A 19508-nucleotide genomic window follows, 5' to 3' on the forward strand; every position below is an offset into this window, starting at 1 on the left:
CGCGACTGCCGCAGCCCTCGTCATCTGGCTCCGCACATGATCGGCCGGACAAGTCCTAGGTGGTTGCGGCGGGACCGGGCTGCGGTCGGCCGCATCGGCGCGCCGGCCGCAGATCGACCCAACTCACCCGGTCGCGGGGTACACGTTCATGTCGATGCTCACGGCGGCGTACTCGTTGATCACGTATGTGCTCGCGCCGTTGTAGAGGCCGCGGTCCTTGCCCGTGCGCGCGTCGAGGATGACGCCGTCGGCACCGGCGGTGGCGTAGACGGCGCCGTGGAAGGCATTGTGAACCTCGGGCTTCTTCCGTGAGGGGTCGTCCTCCGAGATGGTCCAGAGCACCTTGCGACTCTGGGCGTCGATGGCCCGAGCGACCTCCTTGGTGTCGCACACGATCACGGACCGCTGGTCGTTGAAGCAGTGGATGAAGCTGCCGTTCGGCGCGCTGGGGACGGGCTGGCCCGTGCGGCTGTCGCGCAGCGAGCCCGCGACGAAGAAGCCGCCGCCCACCTGCTCGACCTCCACGCTGGTACGGCCGTCCTGCTTCCAGCGCGGGGCGCCGTCCGTGAGGGCCAGACCCGCGAGGGCGAGGGCATCGTTGTTGGCGTGCCAGCCGTCTATGGCCTGGAAAGTCGCGTCGTCGCCGAGCTGGGCACCGATGACGACGCCGCTGTCCAGCGCGCCGCCTGCGAAGCCGTCCTTCTGCCAGGTGACGTGATGGGTCTTGAGGTCGACTCCGTAGGTGGTGGCACTCTGGCCGCCGTCACTGCTGGAATCGTCCGTGCTGGTGATGACCCTGACGGCCGCGGTGCCGCCCTCGGCACCGATCACCGCGGGCTCCAGGTCCCCGACGGTCGCTCCCTTTGGCGCGGGCAGCCGGACGGTCCAGGACACCTTGCCGCTGTCCGCGTCGACGGAACGCAGGTAGACGTCGGTCCGGTCGCGCTCGGTGCCCGAGCCCTTTGTGTAGTCGGCGTATGCGAAGAGGACGCCCGTGTGCCCGTCCTGCTGGGCGAAGACCGGGGGGATGGTCTGGTCGTCGCTCGGCTGGCCCTCCTTGCCGGTGTACCAGTCCTTGCGTCCCAGGGCGGACGACCAGAGCTTCCGTCCGGAGTGGGTGTCGTAGGCGTCGAGGGCCTCGGAGGTCCGGTGGTACAGGGTTGGCCCGAGCAGGGCGAACCCCCAGGCCTTGATGTCATCATCCACGGGCAGCGCGATCTCGTTGCCGAACTTCGCGGGAGGATCGAAAGCCTTCGCCTTCGCCGCGGCCGGAGGTTTGGCGCCGGACACCGCACCCGGTGCACCGGCGTCCGCATCCGCCCCGGACGCACCGTCGGAACAGCCTGCCAAAACGGTCAGTACGGTCACGAGAGCCAGATGTAGGACGTGCCGGTGCGTCGCTCGCACAGTGATCCCTCCGTTTGGACAACTCCGCGGCATCCTAGTGCCGTTGTCCACGCAGCACGTTCGCTTAAAGTTCCTGACAAAGGCGTTGGGCGTGTCGGTGGGTGATGAGGCAGGTGGCGAGGCCGAGGAAGGCTTCGTGGATGTCGTCACGTCGTTCCCAGCGGACGCGCAAGCGCCGAAAGCCGTGCAGCCAGGCGATCGTCCGCTCGACGACCCACCGGTGCACTCCGAGGCCGGAGCCGTGCGGGACGCCGCGGCGGGCGATGACCGGTTTGATGCCCTGGGCCCAGACGAGTCGGCGGTACTTGTCGTGGTCGTAGCCACGGTCGGCCAGCGGCAGGTCAGGTCGTCGTGGCCGGCCGACCAGGCCGGCCACGGAAGGGATCTTCGCGAGCAGGGGCAGCAGCTGGGTGATGTCGTTGCGGTTTCCGCCGGTCAGAGACACGGCGAGCGGGATGCCCTGTCCGTCGACGAGGACGTGGTGCTTGCTGCCCGAACGTGCTCGGTCGACCGGGCTGGGTCCACTTTTGGGCCCCTGCGGGCGGCGCGGACATGGCTGGAGTCGATCACCGCCCTCGACCGGTCCAGCTGCTTGGCCGACCGCAGCTTGGTCAGCAGGACCGTGTGGAGCCGGTCCCGGACGCCCGCCTCATTCCACGCGGCGAGCCGCCGCCGGCACGTCATGCCGGACCCGAAGCCGAGCTCCTGCGGCAGGTACTCCCACTGGATCCCGGTATGCAGCACGAACAAGATCCCGCACAGAGGAGAGTCGGCGATGACGGTGGCCTTCATGGTGTTCTGCTTCTTCTTGCCCGAGACGAACGCCCGGCGTCCGCCGCGGCCGGCCACGGGTCGGCGGACCTGGACTTCGGTGGCGTCCAGACGCAGCTCGACGCCTTCGGCCCGGGCGTAGGCGAACACATCCGTCAGGATCCGCAGCCGCAGGCCCGGACGTTCGGGGACCGCGCATCCACGTTCGGCCAGGATCCCGCGTATCTCTCCGATCGCACGGGTGACGGTGGAGCGGTCGACACCGGACAGCAGGGCGAGGACGGAGTGCGGGAGATCGTGCCGCAGATGGATCGGCGTGACGACCAGCCGGTCGACGAACACCAGCCGATGCCGGGTACCGGTCCCCGCCCCGCGTTTCCTGGCCCCGCCGCGTGCCGCGTGACGACGACCTTCGACCACGGCCTGCCACGGGACGGCCAACTCCTCGACCAGGCAAGCCGGATGCTGCTGGGAGATCCCTGTGAACAGCTGATGCGCGAGGATGTGCCGGTCGGCCGTGATCCCCACAGACTGGATCATCCCACCCTCACCCAGCCCCCCTTCCACCCCAATCACGCACCAGCTCGTAAGAGGAAAGCCCCTTCGGCTCCGGCACCTCATCTCCTGGTTCCTACACGGCGTCGGTCGACGTCACGATGAGGACAACTCAGGCGGGGCGCAGTCTCCTCGCGTGCGACAGAGTTCCAGCCCGCGCAAGAGAGCTCGCACAGGGCCGACACTTGGTGTGGCCGGATTTCCCGCATACAGTGCCGATCCTGCAGCAACCGCTACCCGAGGAACGACAGGCGCACCTGACGGTCGGGATTGTCCTTGTTGGTGTCCACCAGGCACACCGACTGCCAGGTGCCCAGCGCCAGTTCACCGCCGATCACGGGGAGCGTCGCGTGGGGCGGCACGATGGCCGGCATCACGTGGTCACGGCCGTGCCCCGGGCTTCCGTGGCGGTGCTGCCAGCGTTCGTCCGCGGGGAGGAGCTGGTGCAGGGCCGCCAGCAGGTCGCTGTCGCTGCCCGCGCCCGTTTCGATCAACGCCACGCCCATGGTCGCGTGCGGCGTGAAGACGTTCAGGAGTCCGTCTCTGCCCTGCGCCACCTCGGCCAGGAAGGAGGAGCACTCACGGGTCAGGTCGTAGACCGTCTCCGACGTCCCGGTGGTGATGTCAAGGGTGCGGGTCTGGAATCCGTGGCTCATGCCCCCATGGTGGGCGGCCGGGCCTCTCCGCTCAAACTTCACACGCGGATGACCCGACGGGGCCCCGGTCGCGGTCCGGGGCGAGGGGACGGGCCGGGGGCGGACGGAGACCGGTCGGGGTGCTCTCCTTCCGCGCCGTCGGGGGGGGGACCCGGCCGAGGTACGCCTCGCGCGCCACCGGGTCCGCGTGGGCCTCGGCCGCCGTCCCCGGCGGGGACCCGGCCGAGGCCGGGCACCGCGGCGCGTGAGCGGAGCTCCACGGCGAAGGCCGCGTCGTGCTCGACGAGCGGCGCCGCGCAGTTCTTCCCGTCGGCCGCGCGCCTACGGCAGCGGCGGGTACGGGGCGCTCCTCGCCGGCCGTCCGGCGCGCGGGATCGCGTCCGGAGCCCCACGGGAAATCTCCTCGCGCCCCGCGCGTTGAACCCTCCATGAGCCCCTTCTCCGACGGCATCCGCTTCTCCGTCCTCGACCGCTCCCGCACCCGGGAGGGCGAGGACCCCGCCCAGGCGCTGCGCGCCACCGTGCGCCTCGCCCAGGAGGTGGAGGCCCTCGGCTACCACCGCTTCTGGGTGTCGGAGCACCACGGCGTGCCCGGGGTCGCCGGTTCCGCGCCCACGGTCCTCGCCGCCGCCGTCGCCGCCGCGACCTCCGAGGTCCGGGTCGGTACGGGAGGGGTGATGCTCCCGAACCACCGGCCGCTCGTCGTGGCCGAGCAGTTCGGCGTGCTCGAATCCCTCTTCCCCGGCCGGATCGACATGGGGGTCGGCCGCTCGGTGGGCTTCACGGACGGCGTCCGGCGGGCCCTCGGCCGGGACAAGGACGCCGCCGACCGGTTCGGGGAGCAGCTCGCCGAGCTCCTCGGCTGGTTCACCGGTGAGCAGACGGCCCATCCCCGGGTGCACGCCCGGCCCGCCGAGGGCCTGCGGGTGCCGCCCTTCGTCCTCGCGACCGGGGACGGCGCCGGGATCGCCGCGGCCGCCGGGCTGCCGCTGGTCATCGGCGACCTGCGCGGCCGCGAGCGGCTGCTGAGGGCCGTCGAGACGTACCGGGCCGCCTTCCGCCCGTCCCCGTGGGCCGCCGAGCCGTACGTGGTCGTCGCCGGGACGGTCGCCGTGGCCGCCACCGAGAGGGAGGCGCGGCGGCTGCTGGTCCCGGAGGCCTGGTCCCTGGCGTACTCCCGTACCCTCGGCGTCTTCCCGCCGCTCATCGCGCCCGAGCGGATCGAGGGGCTGTCGATGTCCGAGAAGCAGCGCGGCTTCTACGAGGCGGGGCTCGACGGGCACGTGCACGGCACGGAGGAGCAGGTGGCGGAGGCGCTGGAGCGGGCGGTGAAGGAGACCGGGGCGCAGGAGGTCATGGTCACCACGAGCACGTACGACCGGGCGGCGCTGGGCGAGTCGTACCGCCGTCTCGCCCGGGCCGTCGGCCTGACCCCGCCGAACGCCTGACAGACTGGACGCCTCTCCACCCGACCAGCGGACCGCGACCACCGCCGCGGTCGAACCCCCTACGGTCCCGACCAGGACAGAAGTGAACCAACGCATGCAGGCCCCCTCCCACGACCCGTACGTCCGCGTCCGCGGCGCCCGTGAGCACAACCTCGACGGGGTCGACGTCGACATCCCGCGCGACGCGCTCGTCGTGTTCACCGGGGTCTCCGGCTCCGGCAAGTCGTCGCTGGCGTTCGGGACGATCTACGCCGAGGCTCAGCGCCGCTACTTCGAGTCGGTGGCCCCGTACGCGCGGCGGCTGATCCACCAGGTGGGCGCGCCCGCGGTCGGGGAGATCACCGGGCTGCCACCGGCGGTCTCCCTGGAGCAGCGCCGGTCCTCGCCGAACGCCCGGTCCTCCGTCGGTACGGTGACCACCCTCTCGAACTCCCTGCGGATGCTGTTCTCCCGGGCCGGCCGCTACCCGGAGGGGGCCGAGCGGCTCGACTCCGACGCCTTCTCCCCCAACACGACGGCGGGCGCGTGCCCTTCGTGCCACGGCCTCGGGCTGGTCCACGACACCAGCGAGGAACTCCTCGTCCCCGACCCCGGCCTGTCGATCCGTCAGGGTGCGATCGCCGCCTGGCCGGGCGCCTGGCAGGGGAAGAACCTGCGGGACGTGCTCGACGCCCTCGGCCACGACGTCGACCGGCCGTGGCGGGAGCTCGACGCGAAGGACCGGGAGTGGATCCTCTTCACGGACGAGCAGCCGGTCGTCACCGTGCACCCGGTGCGGGAGGCCGACCGGATCCAACGCCCCTACCAGGGGACGTACACGAGCGCCCGCCGGTACGTCCTGCGCACCTTCTCCGACTCGAAGAGCCCGTCCCTGCGGGCGAAGGCGGAGCGGTTCCTCACCAGTGCGCCCTGCCCGACGTGCGGCGGCGGCCGGCTGCGGCCCGAGGCGCTCGCGGTCACCTTCGCCGGCCGGAACGTCGCCGAGCTCGCCGCGCTCCCGCTCACGGCCCTGTCCGGCCTCCTGTCGACGGCGGCGGAGGAGGACGCCTCGGAGACCGCGCGCGTCCTCACCGCGGACCTCGTCGCCCGGATCGGCACGGTCACCGAGCTCGGCCTCGGCTACCTCAGCCTGGACCGCGCCACGCCCAGCCTGTCCAGCGGCGAGCTCCAGCGGCTGCGGCTCGCCACGCAGCTGCGCTCGGGCCTCTTCGGCGTGGTGTACGTCCTCGACGAGCCCTCCGCCGGGCTGCACCCGGCCGACACCGAGGCCCTGCTCGTGGTCCTCGACCGGCTCAAGGCCGCCGGGAACTCGGTCTTCGTCGTCGAGCACCACCTCGACGTCGTCCGCCACGCCGACTGGCTCGTGGACGTCGGCCCACGCGCCGGAGTGCACGGCGGGCGGGTGCTGCACAGCGGCCCGCCGGAGGAACTGGCCGGTGTCGAGGAGTCCGCGACGCGGCGGTTCCTCTTCGACCGGGCCCCCGCGCCCGCGCGGACGGTGCGGGAGCCGGCGGGCTGGCTGCGCCCGGGGCCGGTCACCCGGCACAACCTGCGGGCGGCGGATCCCGCCTTCCCGGTCGGCGTCCTCACCGCGGTCACCGGTGTCTCCGGTTCCGGAAAGTCCACCCTGGTGGACGCGCTCACCGAGGAGGTGGAGGGCGTGGACCGTCTGGTGACGGTGGACCAGCGTCCGATCGGCCGGACCCCGCGCTCCAACCTCGCCACGTACACCGGACTGTTCGACGTGGTGCGCAGGCTCTTCACGGAGACCGAGGAGGCGAAGGCGCGCGGGTACAAGGCGGGCCGCTTCTCCTTCAACGTGCCCGGCGGCCGCTGCGAGACCTGCCAGGGCGAGGGGTTCGTCTCGGTGGAGCTCCTCTTCCTGCCCAGTACGTACGCGCCCTGCCCCGACTGCCACGGCGCCCGCTACAACCCCGAGACCCTCCAGGTGCGGCTGCGCGGCCTCACCGTCGCGGAGGTCCTCGACCTGACCGTCGAGTCCGCCGCCGCCTTCTTCGACGACACCCCGGCCGCCGCCCGCAGCCTGCGGACCCTCCTCGACGTGGGCCTCGGCCACCTGCGGCTCGGGCAGCCGGCCACCGAGCTCTCCGGCGGCGAGGCGCAGCGCATCAAGCTCGCCTCCGAGCTCCAGCGGCCGCACCGCTCCCCCACGCTGTACGTGCTCGACGAACCGACGACCGGCCTGCACCCGGCGGACGTCGAGGTCCTGATGCGCCAGCTGCACGGCCTCGTGGACGCCGGGCACTCGGTGATCGTCGTCGAGCACGACATGGACGTCGTCGCCACCGCCGACTGGGTCGTCGACCTGGGCCCGGGCGGCGGCAACCAGGGCGGGCGGATCGTGGCGGCGGGTCCCCCGGACGGGGTGGCGCGGGCGGCGGACAGCCGCACCGCGCCGTACCTGGCCCGGGCCCTCTCCGGACGCCCCTGAGGCCCTCTCCGGACGGCCCTGGGGAGCCCCTCGCTCGGGCCGGGGCCGTGGGCGTCGCCCGTCGGTCCCTGTGGAACAGTGGCGGTCCCGAGGAAAGGCGGCACGCGATGACGAACGACGGGGACGACGGCGCCCGGGTGCTCGACGACCCGGTGGGCGAGTCGCTGCGCGGCCGCCACGCGGGGCTGGGCCGCCGGCGCGGCCGCGCCGCCACGTACCTTCCGGAGGTCGCGGGCTTCTCGGCGGTGCCCGCCGACGCGGACGCGGCGGACTGGGCCGATCTCGCCCGGCTCCTCGGCCGGGACGCCTTCGCCGACATGTTCGGCTGCACGGCGGCCCCGCCGCCGGACTGGGAGCCGGTCTTCGTCCTCGAAGGCCGGCAGATGGTGTGGCCCGCCGGTGCCCGGCCCGGGGCGACCCGTGCCGCGGTCGGCACCGAGACGGTCGAGCTCGGCGCGGCCGACGTGCCCGAGATGCTCGACCTGGTCGCGCGCACGCGGCCGGGGCCGTTCCGTCCCCGCACCCGTGAACTCGGCACCTACCTCGGGATCCGCGGGGGCGGCGGGCTGGTGGCCATGGCGGGCGAGAGGCTCCGGCCCCCGGGCTGGACCGAGCTCAGCGCCGTCTGCACGGACCCCGGGGCGCGGGGGCGGGGGTACGCCGCCCACCTCCTGGACGCGCTCGTCGCCCGCGTCCTGGAGCGGGGCGAGCGTCCCTTCCTGCACGTGGCCGAGGAGAACACGGCGGCGATCGCGCTCTACGAGCGGCTCGGCTTCACCGGCCGGAAGCACGTGACCTTCCGCGGCTTCCGCACCCCGTGACGGCGCCGGGGCCTGCCCGGATGTTCGCCCGTGGCGGTGTGTCCGCGTCAGCGCGTTCGTCCACACGTGCGTCCGCGACGGTGGGGCCTGCCCGGATGTTCGCCCACGGCGGTGGTCCGTCCGCACGTCCACGGCGGTGTGCCCGGACGTCCGGACATGCGGACGTCCGGACATGCGGACGCGAGGAGGGGCGGACGCGCGGGCGTACGGACATGTGAACATGCGGACGCGCGGACGTGCGGGGTTCAGCGCCGGGCGTCGGCGCGGCGGCTCGCCACCACGTCGGCGACGGCTACGGCGAGCGAGGCCCCGACGAAGGCGAGCGAGACGAGCAGGCCGTGGTCGTAGGCGGTGGCCCAGCCGTCCTGGGCGACCTGGTCGAAGAAGACCGAACCGACCGCGGCGATGCCGACCGCCGAGCCGACCCGCTGGCCGGTCTGCAGGGTGCCTCCGGCGCTGCCCGCGCGGCGCACCGGCACCTCGGAGAGGGTGAGGGTCTGGTTCGGGGAGATCACCAGGCCGCTGCCGAGCCCCGCGAGGAGCAGCGGGGCGAGCATCGCCCAGCCCGCGCCCCGGCCGGGCACCTGGTGCACCGCGAAGGCCGTCCCGGCGAGGCCGATCGCCACCATCACCAGGCCGAGGACCACGAGCGGCCGGCCGAAGCGGTTCACGAGCCGGCCGCCGATCCCGGCCGCGATCCCCGAGCCCAGGGCGAAGGGGGTGATGGCGAGTCCGGCCTGGAGCGCGGTGTAGTGCAGTCCGCTCTGCAGGTAGAGCGTGCTGACGAAGAAGATCGAGGTGAAGCCCGCGAAGTAGAGCAGGATCAGCAGCGAGCCGAGCCAGTAGGACCGGACGCGGAAGAGTTCCAGTTCGATGAGGGGTTCGCTGCCCGACCGCGCGCAGCGGCGCTCCCATGCCATGAAGGCCGCGAGCAGTGCGGCGGCGACGGGGAGCAGCAGGTACTTCTCGTTCCCCGGCCACTGCCGGGACTGGACGAAGGGCAGCAGCAGGGCGAGGACGGCGGCGCCGAGGAGCACCACGCCGACCGGGTCGAGGCGGCCGAGCCGCACCGGTTTGGCGTCCGGCGTGTCGGGCAGCAGCCGCCGGGCGAGGAACAGGCACACGATCCCGATCGGGAGGTTGACGTAGAAGACCCAGCGCCAGCCCTCCTCGGCTCCCGCCGTCTGGATCAGGAGCCCGCCGAGGAGGGGGCCGACGGCGGTGGAGATGCCGACGACGGTGCCGAACATCCCGAAGGCCCTGCCGCGCTCGGCCCCCCGGAACATCTGCTGGATGAGCGCGGAGATCTGCGGTGAGACGAGTCCTCCGGCGACTCCCTGCGCCAGCCGCGAGACCACCAGCCAGAGGCTCGACTGCGCCGCTCCGCAGGAGGCCGAGGCGAGCGTGAAGAGCGCGAGGCCGACGATGAAGACGCTGCGCCGGCCGCGCGCGTCGCCGAGCCGTCCGCCCGGGATGAGGGAGAGGCCGAAGGCGAGCGCGTACCCGGAGACCACCCACTGGAGGTCCGACTCGGGGGTGTCGAGGCCGGAGCGGATGGAGGGCAGCGCGACGTTCACGATCGACACGTCGAGGAGGGTCATGAAGCCCGCCACGAGGCAGACGCCGAGCGCCTTCCAGCGGTTCGGGCCGGGTTCCTCCTGCTGCCGGTGCAGGGCCTGCGCCGACTCTTGCCGGGTCACGTGTCCTCCTGGTTCCCTGGGGTACGGCCCGGTGGACGGCGCGCGACACGGACGTGTGCGCCTCCCGGCCTGCGAAAGCCCGGGTACCCCGCACACGCGTTCCCGATTCCTCCTTTTCGCCTGGATCATCCGTTGATGTCGGCAAATGCCTCGTGCCGCCGTCCCGGGACGGCCGTGGGGGCGCCCGGGGCGGCGGGGTCCGGAGCCCGTCAGGCCGCCGTGTCGAAGGTGTAGTGGGGCGTGTGGTCCAGCATGTCCGCGGGGGTCACGTCGTTCCACGGGCGCATGGTGTCGTGGAGGTCCACGACGTTCCGGGTGCCCGCGGCCGGCAGGTACGCCGAGCGGGGGTGGCGGGCCTGCCAGTCGGCCCACAGCTTGTCGACGAAGGCGTGGTGCAGCCAGAAGACGGGGTCGTTGGGGGAGACGCCGGTGGCCATCTGGCCGCCGACCCAGACGTGGACGCGGTTGTGGAGGTTCACCCCGCGCCAGCCCTCCAGGTGGTTGCGGAAGCCGTCGGAGGCGCTGTTCCAGGGGGCGGTGTCGTAGGTCTCCACGGCGAGGACGGAGTCCACCTCGGCGCGGGTGGGGAGCTGCCGGCCGCCCGCGCCGAGGTCGCGCCGGAGGTAGTCGCGTCCGTCGACGCGGACGGCTATCGGCCAGCGTCCGCCGGTCCGGGCGAAGGGGCCGTCCGTGACCTGGCCGTCGCGGGCGCGGCCGGTGCCGCCGAGGAAGTCGGGCGCCCACAGCGAGGAGCGCGGGGTGCGGTCGGCGGTCCAGTCCCAGTAGGGCAGGGTGACGGTCGCGTCGACGGACTTGAGGGCTTCCTCGAACTCGATGAGGAAGCGCCGGTGCCAGGGCAGGAAGGACGGCGAGCGGTGGCCGACGCGGTCGCCGTCGTCGGTGTCGCTCATGATGAAGGCGTTGTGCGTGGTGACGAAGGTGTCGTACCGCCCGGAGCGCTTGAGCTCCAGGAGGGCGGCGACGAAGCGCCGCTTCTCGTCGGCGGTGAGGGTGGCCTGGTTCTTGCGTACGGTCATGGTGGTGCCGCTCCTGGATCGGTCAGCCGAGGGTGAGGGGTACGAGCGGGGCGCCCTGGAGCTCCCGGACGGCCGCGCGGGCCAGTTCCCTGGGCGTGGCGACGGGCTCGTAGTGGTTGATCACGCTGATCCAGGTGCCGTCGGCGTTCCGCATGACGTGCAGTTCCCGACCGTCGATGGTGACGGTGTAGCCGCCCGCGTGGTGTCCCCCGTGGTGGCCGCCGCCGCGCGCGGGGCCGCCCTGGATGCGGCGGCCCTGGTAGACCTCGTCGAAGGAGGCGGGGTCGGGGTCGGCCGCCGGGGCGGCCGCGCGGGGAGCCGAGGCCGCGGCCGGGCCCGCCTGGGCGAGGGCCGTGACGGCGCCCGCGGCGCCGGCCGCGACGCCGAGGGCCCGGCGGCGGGTGATGCTGGACATGAGAAACCCCCAAGTGGTCGGTACGACCGGGGGTTTGGTCATATGCCCCCGGCAGGGCCCATCAGTACCCGGGGGTGCCGGCGCGTCGGAAATCGCCGACCGGCGGTTGGCCGCGAAATGGCCGACCTGCCATGGGGAGTGCAATTTTGAACGGATTCGATCTTGCTGTTCCGGAGCGCGGAAGCGCCCCGGAGCGAAGATCTTACGGAGAAGATGATCATTCCGTGAACGATCTTTCGCGCCGGGGCGCCGTATGTGGCGGAGCCCACGCCCTCGGATTGTCCGGATCCGGCCTCAGCCCCGGCCGGCCTTCCGCCGCGCCCGCAGCCACTCCCTGTTCATCGCCGCGATCGACGGGAGCGGGATGCCCTTCGGGCAGGCCGTCGCGCACTCGCCCGTCAGGGTGCAGCCGCCGAAGCCCTCCGCGTCCATTTGGGCCACCATGTCGAGGACGCGGGTCTCGCGTTCCGGGGAGCCCTGGGGCAGGACGTTGAGGTGGTTGATCTTGGCGGAGGTGAAGAGCATCGCCGAGCCGTTCGGGCAGGCCGCCACGCACGCGCCGCAGCCGATGCACTCGGCGTGCTCGAAGGCGGAGTCCGCGTCGGCCTTCGGGACCGGTGTCGCGTGGGCTTCGGGAGCCGAGCCCGTCGGCGCCGTGATGTAGCCGCCGGCCTGGATGACGCGGTCGAAGGCGGAGCGGTCGACGACGAGGTCCTTGACGACGGGGAAGGCCGAGGCGCGCCAGGGTTCCACGTCGATGGTGTCGCCGTCGCGGAAGGAACGCATGTGGAGCTGGCAGGTCGTGGTGCGCTCCGGCCCGTGCGCGTCGCCGTTGATGACGAGGCTGCACGCGCCGCAGATGCCCTCGCGGCAGTCGTGGTCGAAGGCCACGGGGTCCTCGCCGCGCAGGATGAGGTCCTCGTTGAGGGTGTCGAGCATCTCCAGGAAGGACATGTCGGGCGAGACGCCGTCCACCGCGTAGGTGACCATGGCCCCCTCGGTGTCGCCGTTCTTCTGGCGCCAGACGCGCAGGTCGATCCTCATGCGTAGCTCCGCTGGGTGGGATGGACGTACTCGAAGGTGAGGTCCTCCTTGTGGAGGACGGGGGCGGCCGTGCCGCGCTCTCCCGGGCGGCGGCCCCCGGCCCCCCGGAACTCCCAGGCCGCGGCGTACGCGAACTCCTCGTCGCGGCGGGCGGCCTCGCCGTCCGGGGTCTGGGACTCCTCGCGGAAGTGTCCGCCGCAGGACTCGGCGCGGTGGAGCGCGTCGAGGCACATGAGCTCGGCGAGCTCCAGGTAGTCGACGATCCGGTTGGCCTTCTCCAGGGACTGGTTGAACTCCTCGCCGGTGCCGGGGACCTTGACGCGGCGCCAGAACTCCTCGCGGATCTCGGGGATGCGGCGCAGCGCCTCGGTCAGGCCCTCCTCGGTGCGGGCCATGCCGCAGTGCTCCCACATGAGTTCGCCGAGTTCGCGGTGGAAGGAGTCGGGGGTGCGGTCGCCGTCGACGGAGAGGAGGAGGTTCAGGCGGTCCTCGGTCTCGGCGAGGACGTCGCGGACCACCGGGTGGTCGTCGTCGAGGGGTTCGCTCGACGGGTGACGGGCGAGGTAGTCGTTGATGGTGGCGGGGAGGACGAAGTAGCCGTCGGCGAGGCCCTGCATGAGGGCGGAGGCGCCGAGCCTGTTGGCCCCGTGGTCGGAGAAGTTGGCCTCGCCGATGGCGAAGAGGCCGGGGATCGTGGTCTGGAGGTCGTAGTCGACCCAGAGTCCGCCCATCGTGTAGTGCACGGCGGGGTAGATCCGCATGGGGACCTCGTACGGGTTCTCGGCGGTGATCCGCTCGTACATGTCGAAGAGGTTGCCGTACTTCTCCTCGACGGCCGCGCGGCCCATCCGCCGGATCGCGTCGGCGAAGTCCAGGTAGACCCCCTGCCCGCCGGGGCCGACGCCCCGCCCCTCGTCGCAGACGTTCTTGGCGGCGCGGGAGGCGATGTCGCGGGGGACGAGGTTGCCGAAGGAGGGGTAGAGGCGTTCCAGGTAGTAGTCGCGCTCGTCCTCGGGGATGTCGGCGGCCGGGCGGGTGTCGCCCTTCGCCCTCGGCACCCAGATGCGGCCGTCGTTGCGCAGCGACTCGCTCATCAGGGTCAGCTTGGACTGGTGGTCGCCGGTGCGCGGGATGCAGGTGGGGTGGATCTGGGTGAAGCAGGGGTTGGCGAAGTACGCGCCCCGCCGGTGCGCCCGCCAGACGGCGGTGGCGTTGGAGTTCATGGCGTTCGTCGACAGGTAGAAGACGTTGCCGTAGCCGCCGCTGGCGAGGACGACCGCGTCGGCGTAGTGGGTGGAGATCCGTCCGGTGATCAGGTCGCGGGCGACGATGCCGCGGGCCCGGCCGTCGACGACGATCAGGTCGAGCATCTCCGTACGGGCGTGCATCTCGACGTTGCCGGCGGCGATCTGCCGGGACAGCGCCTGGTAGGCGCCGAGGAGGAGCTGCTGCCCGGTCTGGCCGCGGGCGTAGAAGGTGCGGGAGACCTGGACGCCGCCGAAGGAGCGGGTGTCGAGGAGTCCGCCGTACTCGCGGGCGAAGGGGACGCCCTGGGCGACGCACTGGTCGATGATCTCGACGGAGATCTGGGCGAGGCGGTGGACGTTGGACTCGCGGGCCCGGAAGTCGCCGCCCTTGACGGTGTCGTAGAAGAGGCGGTGGATGGAGTCGCCGTCGTTGCGGTAGTTTTTGGCGGCGTTGATGCCGCCCTGGGCGGCGATGGAGTGGGCGCGGCGCGGGGAGTCCTGGAAGCAGAACTGGACGACCTGGTAGCCCTGTTCGGCGAGGGTGGCGCCGGCGGAGCCGCCGGCGAGTCCGGTGCCGACGACGATGATCCGGTGCTTGCGGCGGTTGGCGGGGTTGACCAACTTGGCCTGGAAGCGTCGGGTGTCCCAGCGCTCGGCGACGGGCCCGGCGGGGGCCTTGGTGTCGGCGATCGGCTCGCCGGTCACGTAGTCGGGGTAGCTCGTGTCGAGGTAGCTCATGTCAGCTCACCACTCCGGTCATGACGGCGACGGGGACGGAGACGAAGCCCGCGGTCAGGACGAGCGCGAGGGTGTCGGCGAGGGTCCTGAGGAGGCGCTCGCGGCGGGCGTTGCCGACGCCCAGCGTCTGGGCGGCGCTCCAGAAGCCGTGGCGGACGTGGAGGCCGAGGGCGAGCATGGCCACGATGTAGACCGCGTTGCCGTACCAGGTGGAGAAGGTGTCGACGACGTTCTGGTAGGGCTTGCCCTCCTCGAAGCCGCCGGGGTGGGCGGTGCCGGTGGTCAGGTCGAGGAGGTGCCAGACGATGAAGAGGGCGAGGATGATCCCGCCCCAGCGCATGGTGCGGGTGGCGTAGGAGGCGCGCCTGCGGCGGTGGACGTACGCGGTGGGGCGGGCCTTCAGGTCGCGCCGGCTGAGCTGGTACGCGGAGACGGCGTGGGCGACGACGGCGGCGAGGAGCACGGTCCGGACGATCCACAGGGCCCAGTGGTGGTGCAGGACCGGGGCGCCCATGACGCGCAGCCAGTGGCCGTAGGCGTTGAACTCCTCGGGGCCGAAGAAGACCTTGAGGTTGCCCGCGACGTGGGCGACGAGGTAGCCGAGCATGATCAGCCCGCTGACGGCCATGACCGTCTTCTTGCCGAGGGTCGACGACCAGAATCCACGGGACGGGGTCGGGGCGGGGGACGGCGGGCGGGCGGCCGTCCGCTCCCTCGTGGGTGCCAGAGCCATGTCCTCGACGCTAGGGCCGAAGGACCCGAGAGGTCCAAGACATGGTCCGGCTCATCTCGATAGGCTGTACCTATTCGTGTCCTCTACGCTGGGGCCATGCAGTTCCAGCAGCTCCTCTACTTCGTCGCCGTGGCCGAGACCCGTCACTTCACCCGGGCCGCCGAACGCGTCCACGTCTCGCAGCCCTCGCTCTCCCAGCAGATCAAGGCCCTGGAGCAGGAGCTGGGCGCGGAACTGTTCAGCCGCGCCCGGGGGAACATCGCCCTCACCGACGCGGGCGAGGCCCTGCTGCCCCTCGCGCGGCGGATCCTCGCCGACACGGAGACGGCCCGCATCGAGGTGCAGGAGCTGGCCCAGCTCAAGCGGGGCCGGGTACGGCTCGGCGCGACGCCGAGCCTGTGCACGGGGCTCCTCCCGGACGTGCTGCGGACCTTCCACGACCTGCACCCGGGGATCGAGCTGCTCATCGAGGAGGGCGGCTCGCACGACCTCGTGCGGGAGCTGGCGCGCGGCGCGCTCGACCTCGCGCTCGTCGTCCTCCCGCTGCCCTCCCCCTCCCCCGCCCTGACGACGGTCGAGCTGCTGACGGAGGACCTCGTCGTGGTCTCCGCCGCCTCGGAGCCGGCCCCGCGGCGGCCCGTACGGATCAAGGACCTGCGGGACCAGCCCCTCGTGATGTTCCGGCACGGCTACGACCTGCGGGAGCTGACCGTGGCGGCCTGCCGGGCGGAGGGCTTCGAGCCCGCGTTCACCGTCGAGGGCGGGGAGCTGGACGCGGTGCTCGGTTTCGTACGGGCGGGGCTCGGGCTCGCGGTCGTGCCGGCGATGGTCGCGGCGCGCGCGGGGCGGGACCTGCGGGTGACGGCCCTCGCCCGGCCGGGCCTGCGCCGCACCATCGCGCTGGCGCACCGCAGCGACGTGGCTCCGCCGAGAGCGGCCCGCGAACTCCAGAAACTGCTGCTCCGCCGCACCTGACCGCCCCGCCGGACGCCCGGGGGACGAGGGCCCGGGAAGCGTCCGGCCGGCCACGGCCCGCGGAGCGCGGAAGGCCCCGCGAGCCCGGCACGGGCCGAAGGACAGGCCCTACTGGACCGCGTCCGCCAGGAGGAGGGAGTGGATGCGGTCCGGGGCGCCGGGGCGGGCGTAGTACCAGCCCTGGGCCGTGTCGCAGCCCAGGTCGCGGAGTTGGCGCGCCTGGGCCCCGGTCTCCACGCCCTCGACGGTGACCGCCAGCTCCAGACTGTGGGCGAGCGAGACGATCCCCTCGACGATCTTGAGGTCGACCGGGTCCACCGGGTGCTGCTGCATCCCCCGGGTGAAGGAGCGGTCGAGCTTCAGGACGCTCACCGGCAGCCGCCGCAGATTGGCGAGGTTCGAGTAGCCGGTGCCGAAGTCGTCGAGCGCGATGTCCACGCCCATCTCGGCGAGCTGCCGCAGCGGTTTCAGCAGGTCCTCGTCGGCGCCGATGAGGGCGGACTCGGTGACCTCCAGGCAGAGAGCGCCCGGTTCGAGGCCGGAACGCTCCAGGACGTCGACGGTGTCGGCGACCAGGCGCGGGTGGTGGAGCTGCGTCGGGGAGAGGTTGACGTTGATGCGGAGCGGGCCGCCGTCGGAGTGCCGGGTCCGCCAGAAGCGGGCCTGGCGCACGGCCTCCTGGAGCACCCAGCGGCCGAGCGGCACGATGAGGCCGGTGTCCTCGGCGAGCGGGATGAACTGGTCGGGGCCGAGCACCCCGTGCTGCGGGTGGCACCATCGGACGAGGGCCTCCGCGCCGTGCACGCTGCCGTCGTCGAGGTGGACGAGCGGCTGGTACTCGATGAAGAACTCGCCGCGTTCCAGGGCGGTGGGCAGGGCGGTGGTGAGCCCGTGCCGGGTGATGGCGCGGGCGTCGGCCTCCGGGTCGGCGACCTCGAAGCGGTTGCCGCCCGCCGACTTGGCCCGGTACATGGTGATGTCGGCGCTGCGGAGCACTTCCGCAGGGGTGCGTTCCCCCGCCGGGCCCTCGACGACGCCGAGGCTGCCGCGGACGGTGAGTTCGCGGCCGTCGATGCGGAGGGGGGTGGCGAGGGCGGCGAGGATGCGGTCGGCGAGTTCGATGACGTCCCGTCGGCCGTCGGCGCCGGTGGTGAGGGCGACGAACTCGTCGCCGCCGAGCCGGGCGACCATCTCGCCGGCGCCGGTGACGCAGCTCTGCAGCCGGTCGGCGACCTCGACGAGCAGCCGGTCGCCGGTGGAGTGGCCGAGGCTGTCGTTGATGACCTTGAAGCCGTCGAGGTCGAGGTAGCAGAGGCCGAAGCGGGTGTTCTCGCCGGGGGCGAGCGCCTTCTCCAGGCGTTCGAAGAAGAGGGTCCGGTTGGGCAGTCCGGTGAGCGCGTCGTGGGTGGCCTCGTACCGCAGGCGCAGATGGAGCAGGCGCCGTTCGGTGGTGTCCTCCATGAGGGCCAGCTGGTACTGGGGGTTGCCGTCGGCGTCCCGGAGGAGCGAGACGGTGAGGTTGGTCCAGAGAACCGTTCCGTCACCCCGGTAGTACGGCTTCTCGACGCGGTAGTGCTCGCGCTCGCCGCGGACCAGTTCCTCGTACAGCTTCCAGACGTGCGGCCCGTCCTCCGGGTGGGCCCATTCGCTGACGTTCCGGCTGCGCACCTGGCCCTCCATCCCGCCGAACATGCGGGTGAGGGTCTCGTTGACCTCCAGGACGTTGCCGTCGAGGTCGGCGATGCCGATGCCGATGGCCGCCCCGTCGAAGACCGCGCGGAAGCGGCTCTCGGTGGCGTGCAGGGCGATCTCGGCGGCGCTGCGGGCGGCGAGCGCGGAGCGGGCGATGGCCTCCTGCTCGGTGAGGGTCCGTTCGCGCAGGGCGCCCGCGTAACCGGCGGCCATGGCGTGCTGGAGGCGGGCGCAGCGGGCGCGGAGTTCCTCGGTGGGGAGGTCCGACTCCGTGCCGCAGTAGAGCACCAGGTACGAGTCGACGACGCCGAGGCTGCGGCCGAGCGCGTCCGGGTCGGTGCAGTGGGCGGCGACGAGGGCCGCGCCGGTGCGCTGGGCCGGTGTCGTGTCGAAGGGCCGGGCGTGCAGGGCGTCGCACAGGGTGCGGGCCAGCGGCAGCAGGTGTCCCTCGAACTCGGCGCGGGTCAGCGAGGTGGCGGTCACCGGGAAGATCGCCCGGCTCCAGATGGTGACGAACCGCCTGAGTCTGTCCTCCGGGCCGTCGGCTTCGGCGACGGCACCGGACGGCTGCGACGGGACCTTCACGCCTTGCGCCCCACCCCTGCGAACCCGGAGAAGGCGTACGGATCCTCCTCCTCGGCCGGGCCGTCCGGCCGCCAGAGCGGCATGGGGACGAGTCCGGGCTCGATCAGTTCGGTGCCTTCGAAGAAGCGGGTGATCTCGTCGCTCGACCGCATCACCAGGGGGTTGCGGATGTCGCGGTAGACCTCGACGGTGCCGCCGGCCCGTTCCTCGGTGAGCGGGATGCCCTCGTACGAGGCGTGGGTGAGGACGACGAGGCTGCCGGGGGCGAGGGCGTCGATCAGTTCGGCGACCGCCCGGTAGGGCTCGTCCTCGTCCTCCAGGAAGTGCAGGACGGCGACGAGGAGCAGGGCCACCGGCCGGTCCAGGTCGAGGAGTCGGGCCGCCTCGGGGCTGTGGAGGATCTCGGCGGGCTTGCGCAGGTCGGCGGCGACGACGGCCGCGCTGTCGTCTCCCTCCAGGACGGCGCGGCTGTGGGCCACGGCGACGGGGTCGTGGTCGACGTAGACGACCCGGGCGGCGGGGTCGGCGGCGCGGGCGACCTCGTGCACGTTGCCGAAGGTGGGTATGCCGGAGCCGATGTCGAGGAACTGCGTGACGTCGTTGTCAACGGCGTGGCGGACGGCGCGCCGCATGAAGGCACGGTTCGCCTGCATGATCTTGGGCAGGCCCGGCATGAACTCCATGGCCTTGCGTGCCGCTTCCCGGTCCACTTCGAAATTGTGCGAGCCGCCCAGATAGAAGTCGTACATACGGGACACGCTCGGTACCGAAATGTCGATACCGGGCGGGGCCCAGGCGGGACGCTCCATCGATGTCTCCAACAAGTCGCCACGGGGATACGGCCATGTGTTCGCGGCCGGTGTTCGAGGTGAGGCTACTGATCGCCCGCCGAGAGGGCGAGTGGAAACGGAAATTCGCGGTCCGTTCTTGGTCACACGCCATTGGCACGTGCTTCCGGAACGCAGACTTCACGCCTTCAGGCCGTGCACATTCACGTGCATATGATCGTGCGTCGGTTCCCGGGAGACCGCCGACCGCGCCCGGTGGGGCCCCAGGCCCCTTCCGTACCTCGGCTGTTGCCGTTCTCGGGCCCGGTCGCCGGTGCAGGATGCCCTGCCGACCGGCCCGTCCGACAGGGCGACAACCGGACAGTTCTTCCTCCGGAGGCCTGAACGGACCGTCTCGGCCACCCGACCACAATCATCACGGCCTCCAATAACGGGCATTGCACC

General features: G+C 72.3%; 15 protein-coding genes and 1 pseudogene. 4 read left to right on the forward strand and 12 right to left on the reverse strand.

Features of this window, described 5'->3' with window-relative positions; all coding sequences use genetic code 11:
- Positions 1-123 precede the first annotated feature (123 nt).
- From IE180_RS32785 to IE180_RS32800, 4 genes and pseudogenes are all read right to left on the reverse strand, one after another.
- Positions 124-1290, reverse strand: coding sequence for a hypothetical protein (locus tag IE180_RS32785; RefSeq protein WP_190160586.1), 1167 nt, complete (start codon positions 1288-1290; stop codon positions 124-126).
- Between the two features lie 181 nt (positions 1291-1471).
- Positions 1472-2295 (reverse strand): IS5 family transposase gene (locus IE180_RS32790; RefSeq protein ID WP_373302851.1). Its coding sequence is split into 2 segments (ribosomal slippage): positions 1472-1932 and positions 1932-2295, totalling 825 coding nucleotides; the frame shifts between segments, so codons are not numbered across the junction.
- Between the two features lie 90 nt (positions 2296-2385).
- Positions 2386-2799: pseudogene (locus tag IE180_RS36895) on the reverse strand (transposase family protein); the annotation flags it as partial.
- Between the two features lie 167 nt (positions 2800-2966).
- Complete coding sequence (locus tag IE180_RS32800; protein WP_190160588.1) at positions 2967-3389, reverse strand: YjbQ family protein; 423 nt, start codon at positions 3387-3389, stop codon at positions 2967-2969.
- 428 nt (positions 3390-3817) lie between these two features.
- Here IE180_RS32800 and IE180_RS32805 point away from each other — a divergent pair, with 428 nt between their 5' ends.
- The 3 genes from IE180_RS32805 to IE180_RS32815 all read left to right on the forward strand — a co-directional run bounded on the left by IE180_RS32805 (position 3818) and on the right by IE180_RS32815 (position 8110).
- Positions 3818-4837 carry an MsnO8 family LLM class oxidoreductase gene (locus tag IE180_RS32805; protein WP_190160589.1) on the forward strand — a complete coding sequence of 340 codons (1020 nt, stop codon included), beginning with the start codon at positions 3818-3820 and terminating at the stop codon, positions 4835-4837.
- 94 nt (positions 4838-4931) lie between these two features.
- Complete coding sequence (locus tag IE180_RS32810; RefSeq protein WP_190160635.1) at positions 4932-7289, forward strand: ATP-binding cassette domain-containing protein; 2358 nt, start codon at positions 4932-4934, stop codon at positions 7287-7289.
- A gap of 107 nt (positions 7290-7396) precedes the next feature.
- Complete coding sequence (locus IE180_RS32815; protein WP_190160590.1) at positions 7397-8110, forward strand: GNAT family N-acetyltransferase; 714 nt, start codon at positions 7397-7399, stop codon at positions 8108-8110.
- 245 nt (positions 8111-8355) lie between these two features.
- Here the strand turns inward: IE180_RS32815 and IE180_RS32820 are convergent, their stop codons facing one another.
- The 6 genes from IE180_RS32820 to IE180_RS32845 all read right to left on the reverse strand — a co-directional run bounded on the left by IE180_RS32820 (position 8356) and on the right by IE180_RS32845 (position 15024).
- Positions 8356-9810, reverse strand: coding sequence for an MFS transporter (locus IE180_RS32820; RefSeq protein ID WP_229861141.1), 1455 nt, complete (start codon positions 9808-9810; stop codon positions 8356-8358).
- A 209-nt stretch (positions 9811-10019) separates the two neighbouring features.
- On the reverse strand, positions 10020-10847 hold the full coding sequence (melC2, locus tag IE180_RS32825; protein WP_190160592.1) for a tyrosinase MelC2: 828 nt from the start codon (positions 10845-10847) through the stop codon (positions 10020-10022).
- A gap of 22 nt (positions 10848-10869) precedes the next feature.
- Positions 10870-11262, reverse strand: a complete 393-nt coding sequence (gene melC1, locus IE180_RS32830) for an apotyrosinase chaperone MelC1 (RefSeq protein ID WP_190160593.1) — start codon at positions 11260-11262, stop codon at positions 10870-10872.
- A gap of 294 nt (positions 11263-11556) precedes the next feature.
- Positions 11557-12306, reverse strand: a complete 750-nt coding sequence (locus tag IE180_RS32835) for a succinate dehydrogenase/fumarate reductase iron-sulfur subunit (protein ID WP_190160594.1) — start codon at positions 12304-12306, stop codon at positions 11557-11559.
- Entirely contained in the window at positions 12303-14291 is a 1989-nt protein-coding gene (locus tag IE180_RS32840; RefSeq protein ID WP_190160595.1) for a fumarate reductase/succinate dehydrogenase flavoprotein subunit, read from the reverse strand. Before IE180_RS32840 ends, IE180_RS32835 begins: the two co-directional genes overlap by 4 nt.
- Before the next feature lies 1 nt (position 14292).
- Positions 14293-15024, reverse strand: coding sequence for a succinate dehydrogenase (locus IE180_RS32845; protein ID WP_190160596.1), 732 nt, complete (start codon positions 15022-15024; stop codon positions 14293-14295).
- 96 nt (positions 15025-15120) lie between these two features.
- Between IE180_RS32845 and IE180_RS32850 the strand changes: the two genes are divergently transcribed.
- Positions 15121-15999 carry a LysR family transcriptional regulator gene (locus IE180_RS32850; RefSeq protein ID WP_190160597.1) on the forward strand — a complete coding sequence of 293 codons (879 nt, stop codon included), beginning with the start codon at positions 15121-15123 and terminating at the stop codon, positions 15997-15999.
- Between the two features lie 108 nt (positions 16000-16107).
- On the opposite strand, the gene IE180_RS32855 is transcribed toward IE180_RS32850, so the two are convergent.
- Both IE180_RS32855 and IE180_RS32860 read right to left on the reverse strand, forming a co-directional pair.
- Positions 16108-18276 (reverse strand): putative bifunctional diguanylate cyclase/phosphodiesterase, encoded by a 2169-nt coding sequence (locus IE180_RS32855; RefSeq protein ID WP_190160598.1) that lies wholly within the window; start codon positions 18274-18276, stop codon positions 16108-16110.
- On the reverse strand, positions 18273-19085 hold the full coding sequence (locus tag IE180_RS32860; RefSeq protein ID WP_190160599.1) for an SAM-dependent methyltransferase: 813 nt from the start codon (positions 19083-19085) through the stop codon (positions 18273-18275). The genes IE180_RS32855 and IE180_RS32860 overlap by 4 nt, the downstream gene beginning before the upstream one ends.
- Positions 19086-19508 lie beyond the last annotated feature (423 nt).

This window comes from Streptomyces litmocidini, from assembly GCF_014649755.1.
In the GTDB taxonomy this organism is placed as follows: domain Bacteria; phylum Actinomycetota; class Actinomycetes; order Streptomycetales; family Streptomycetaceae; genus Streptomyces; species Streptomyces litmocidini.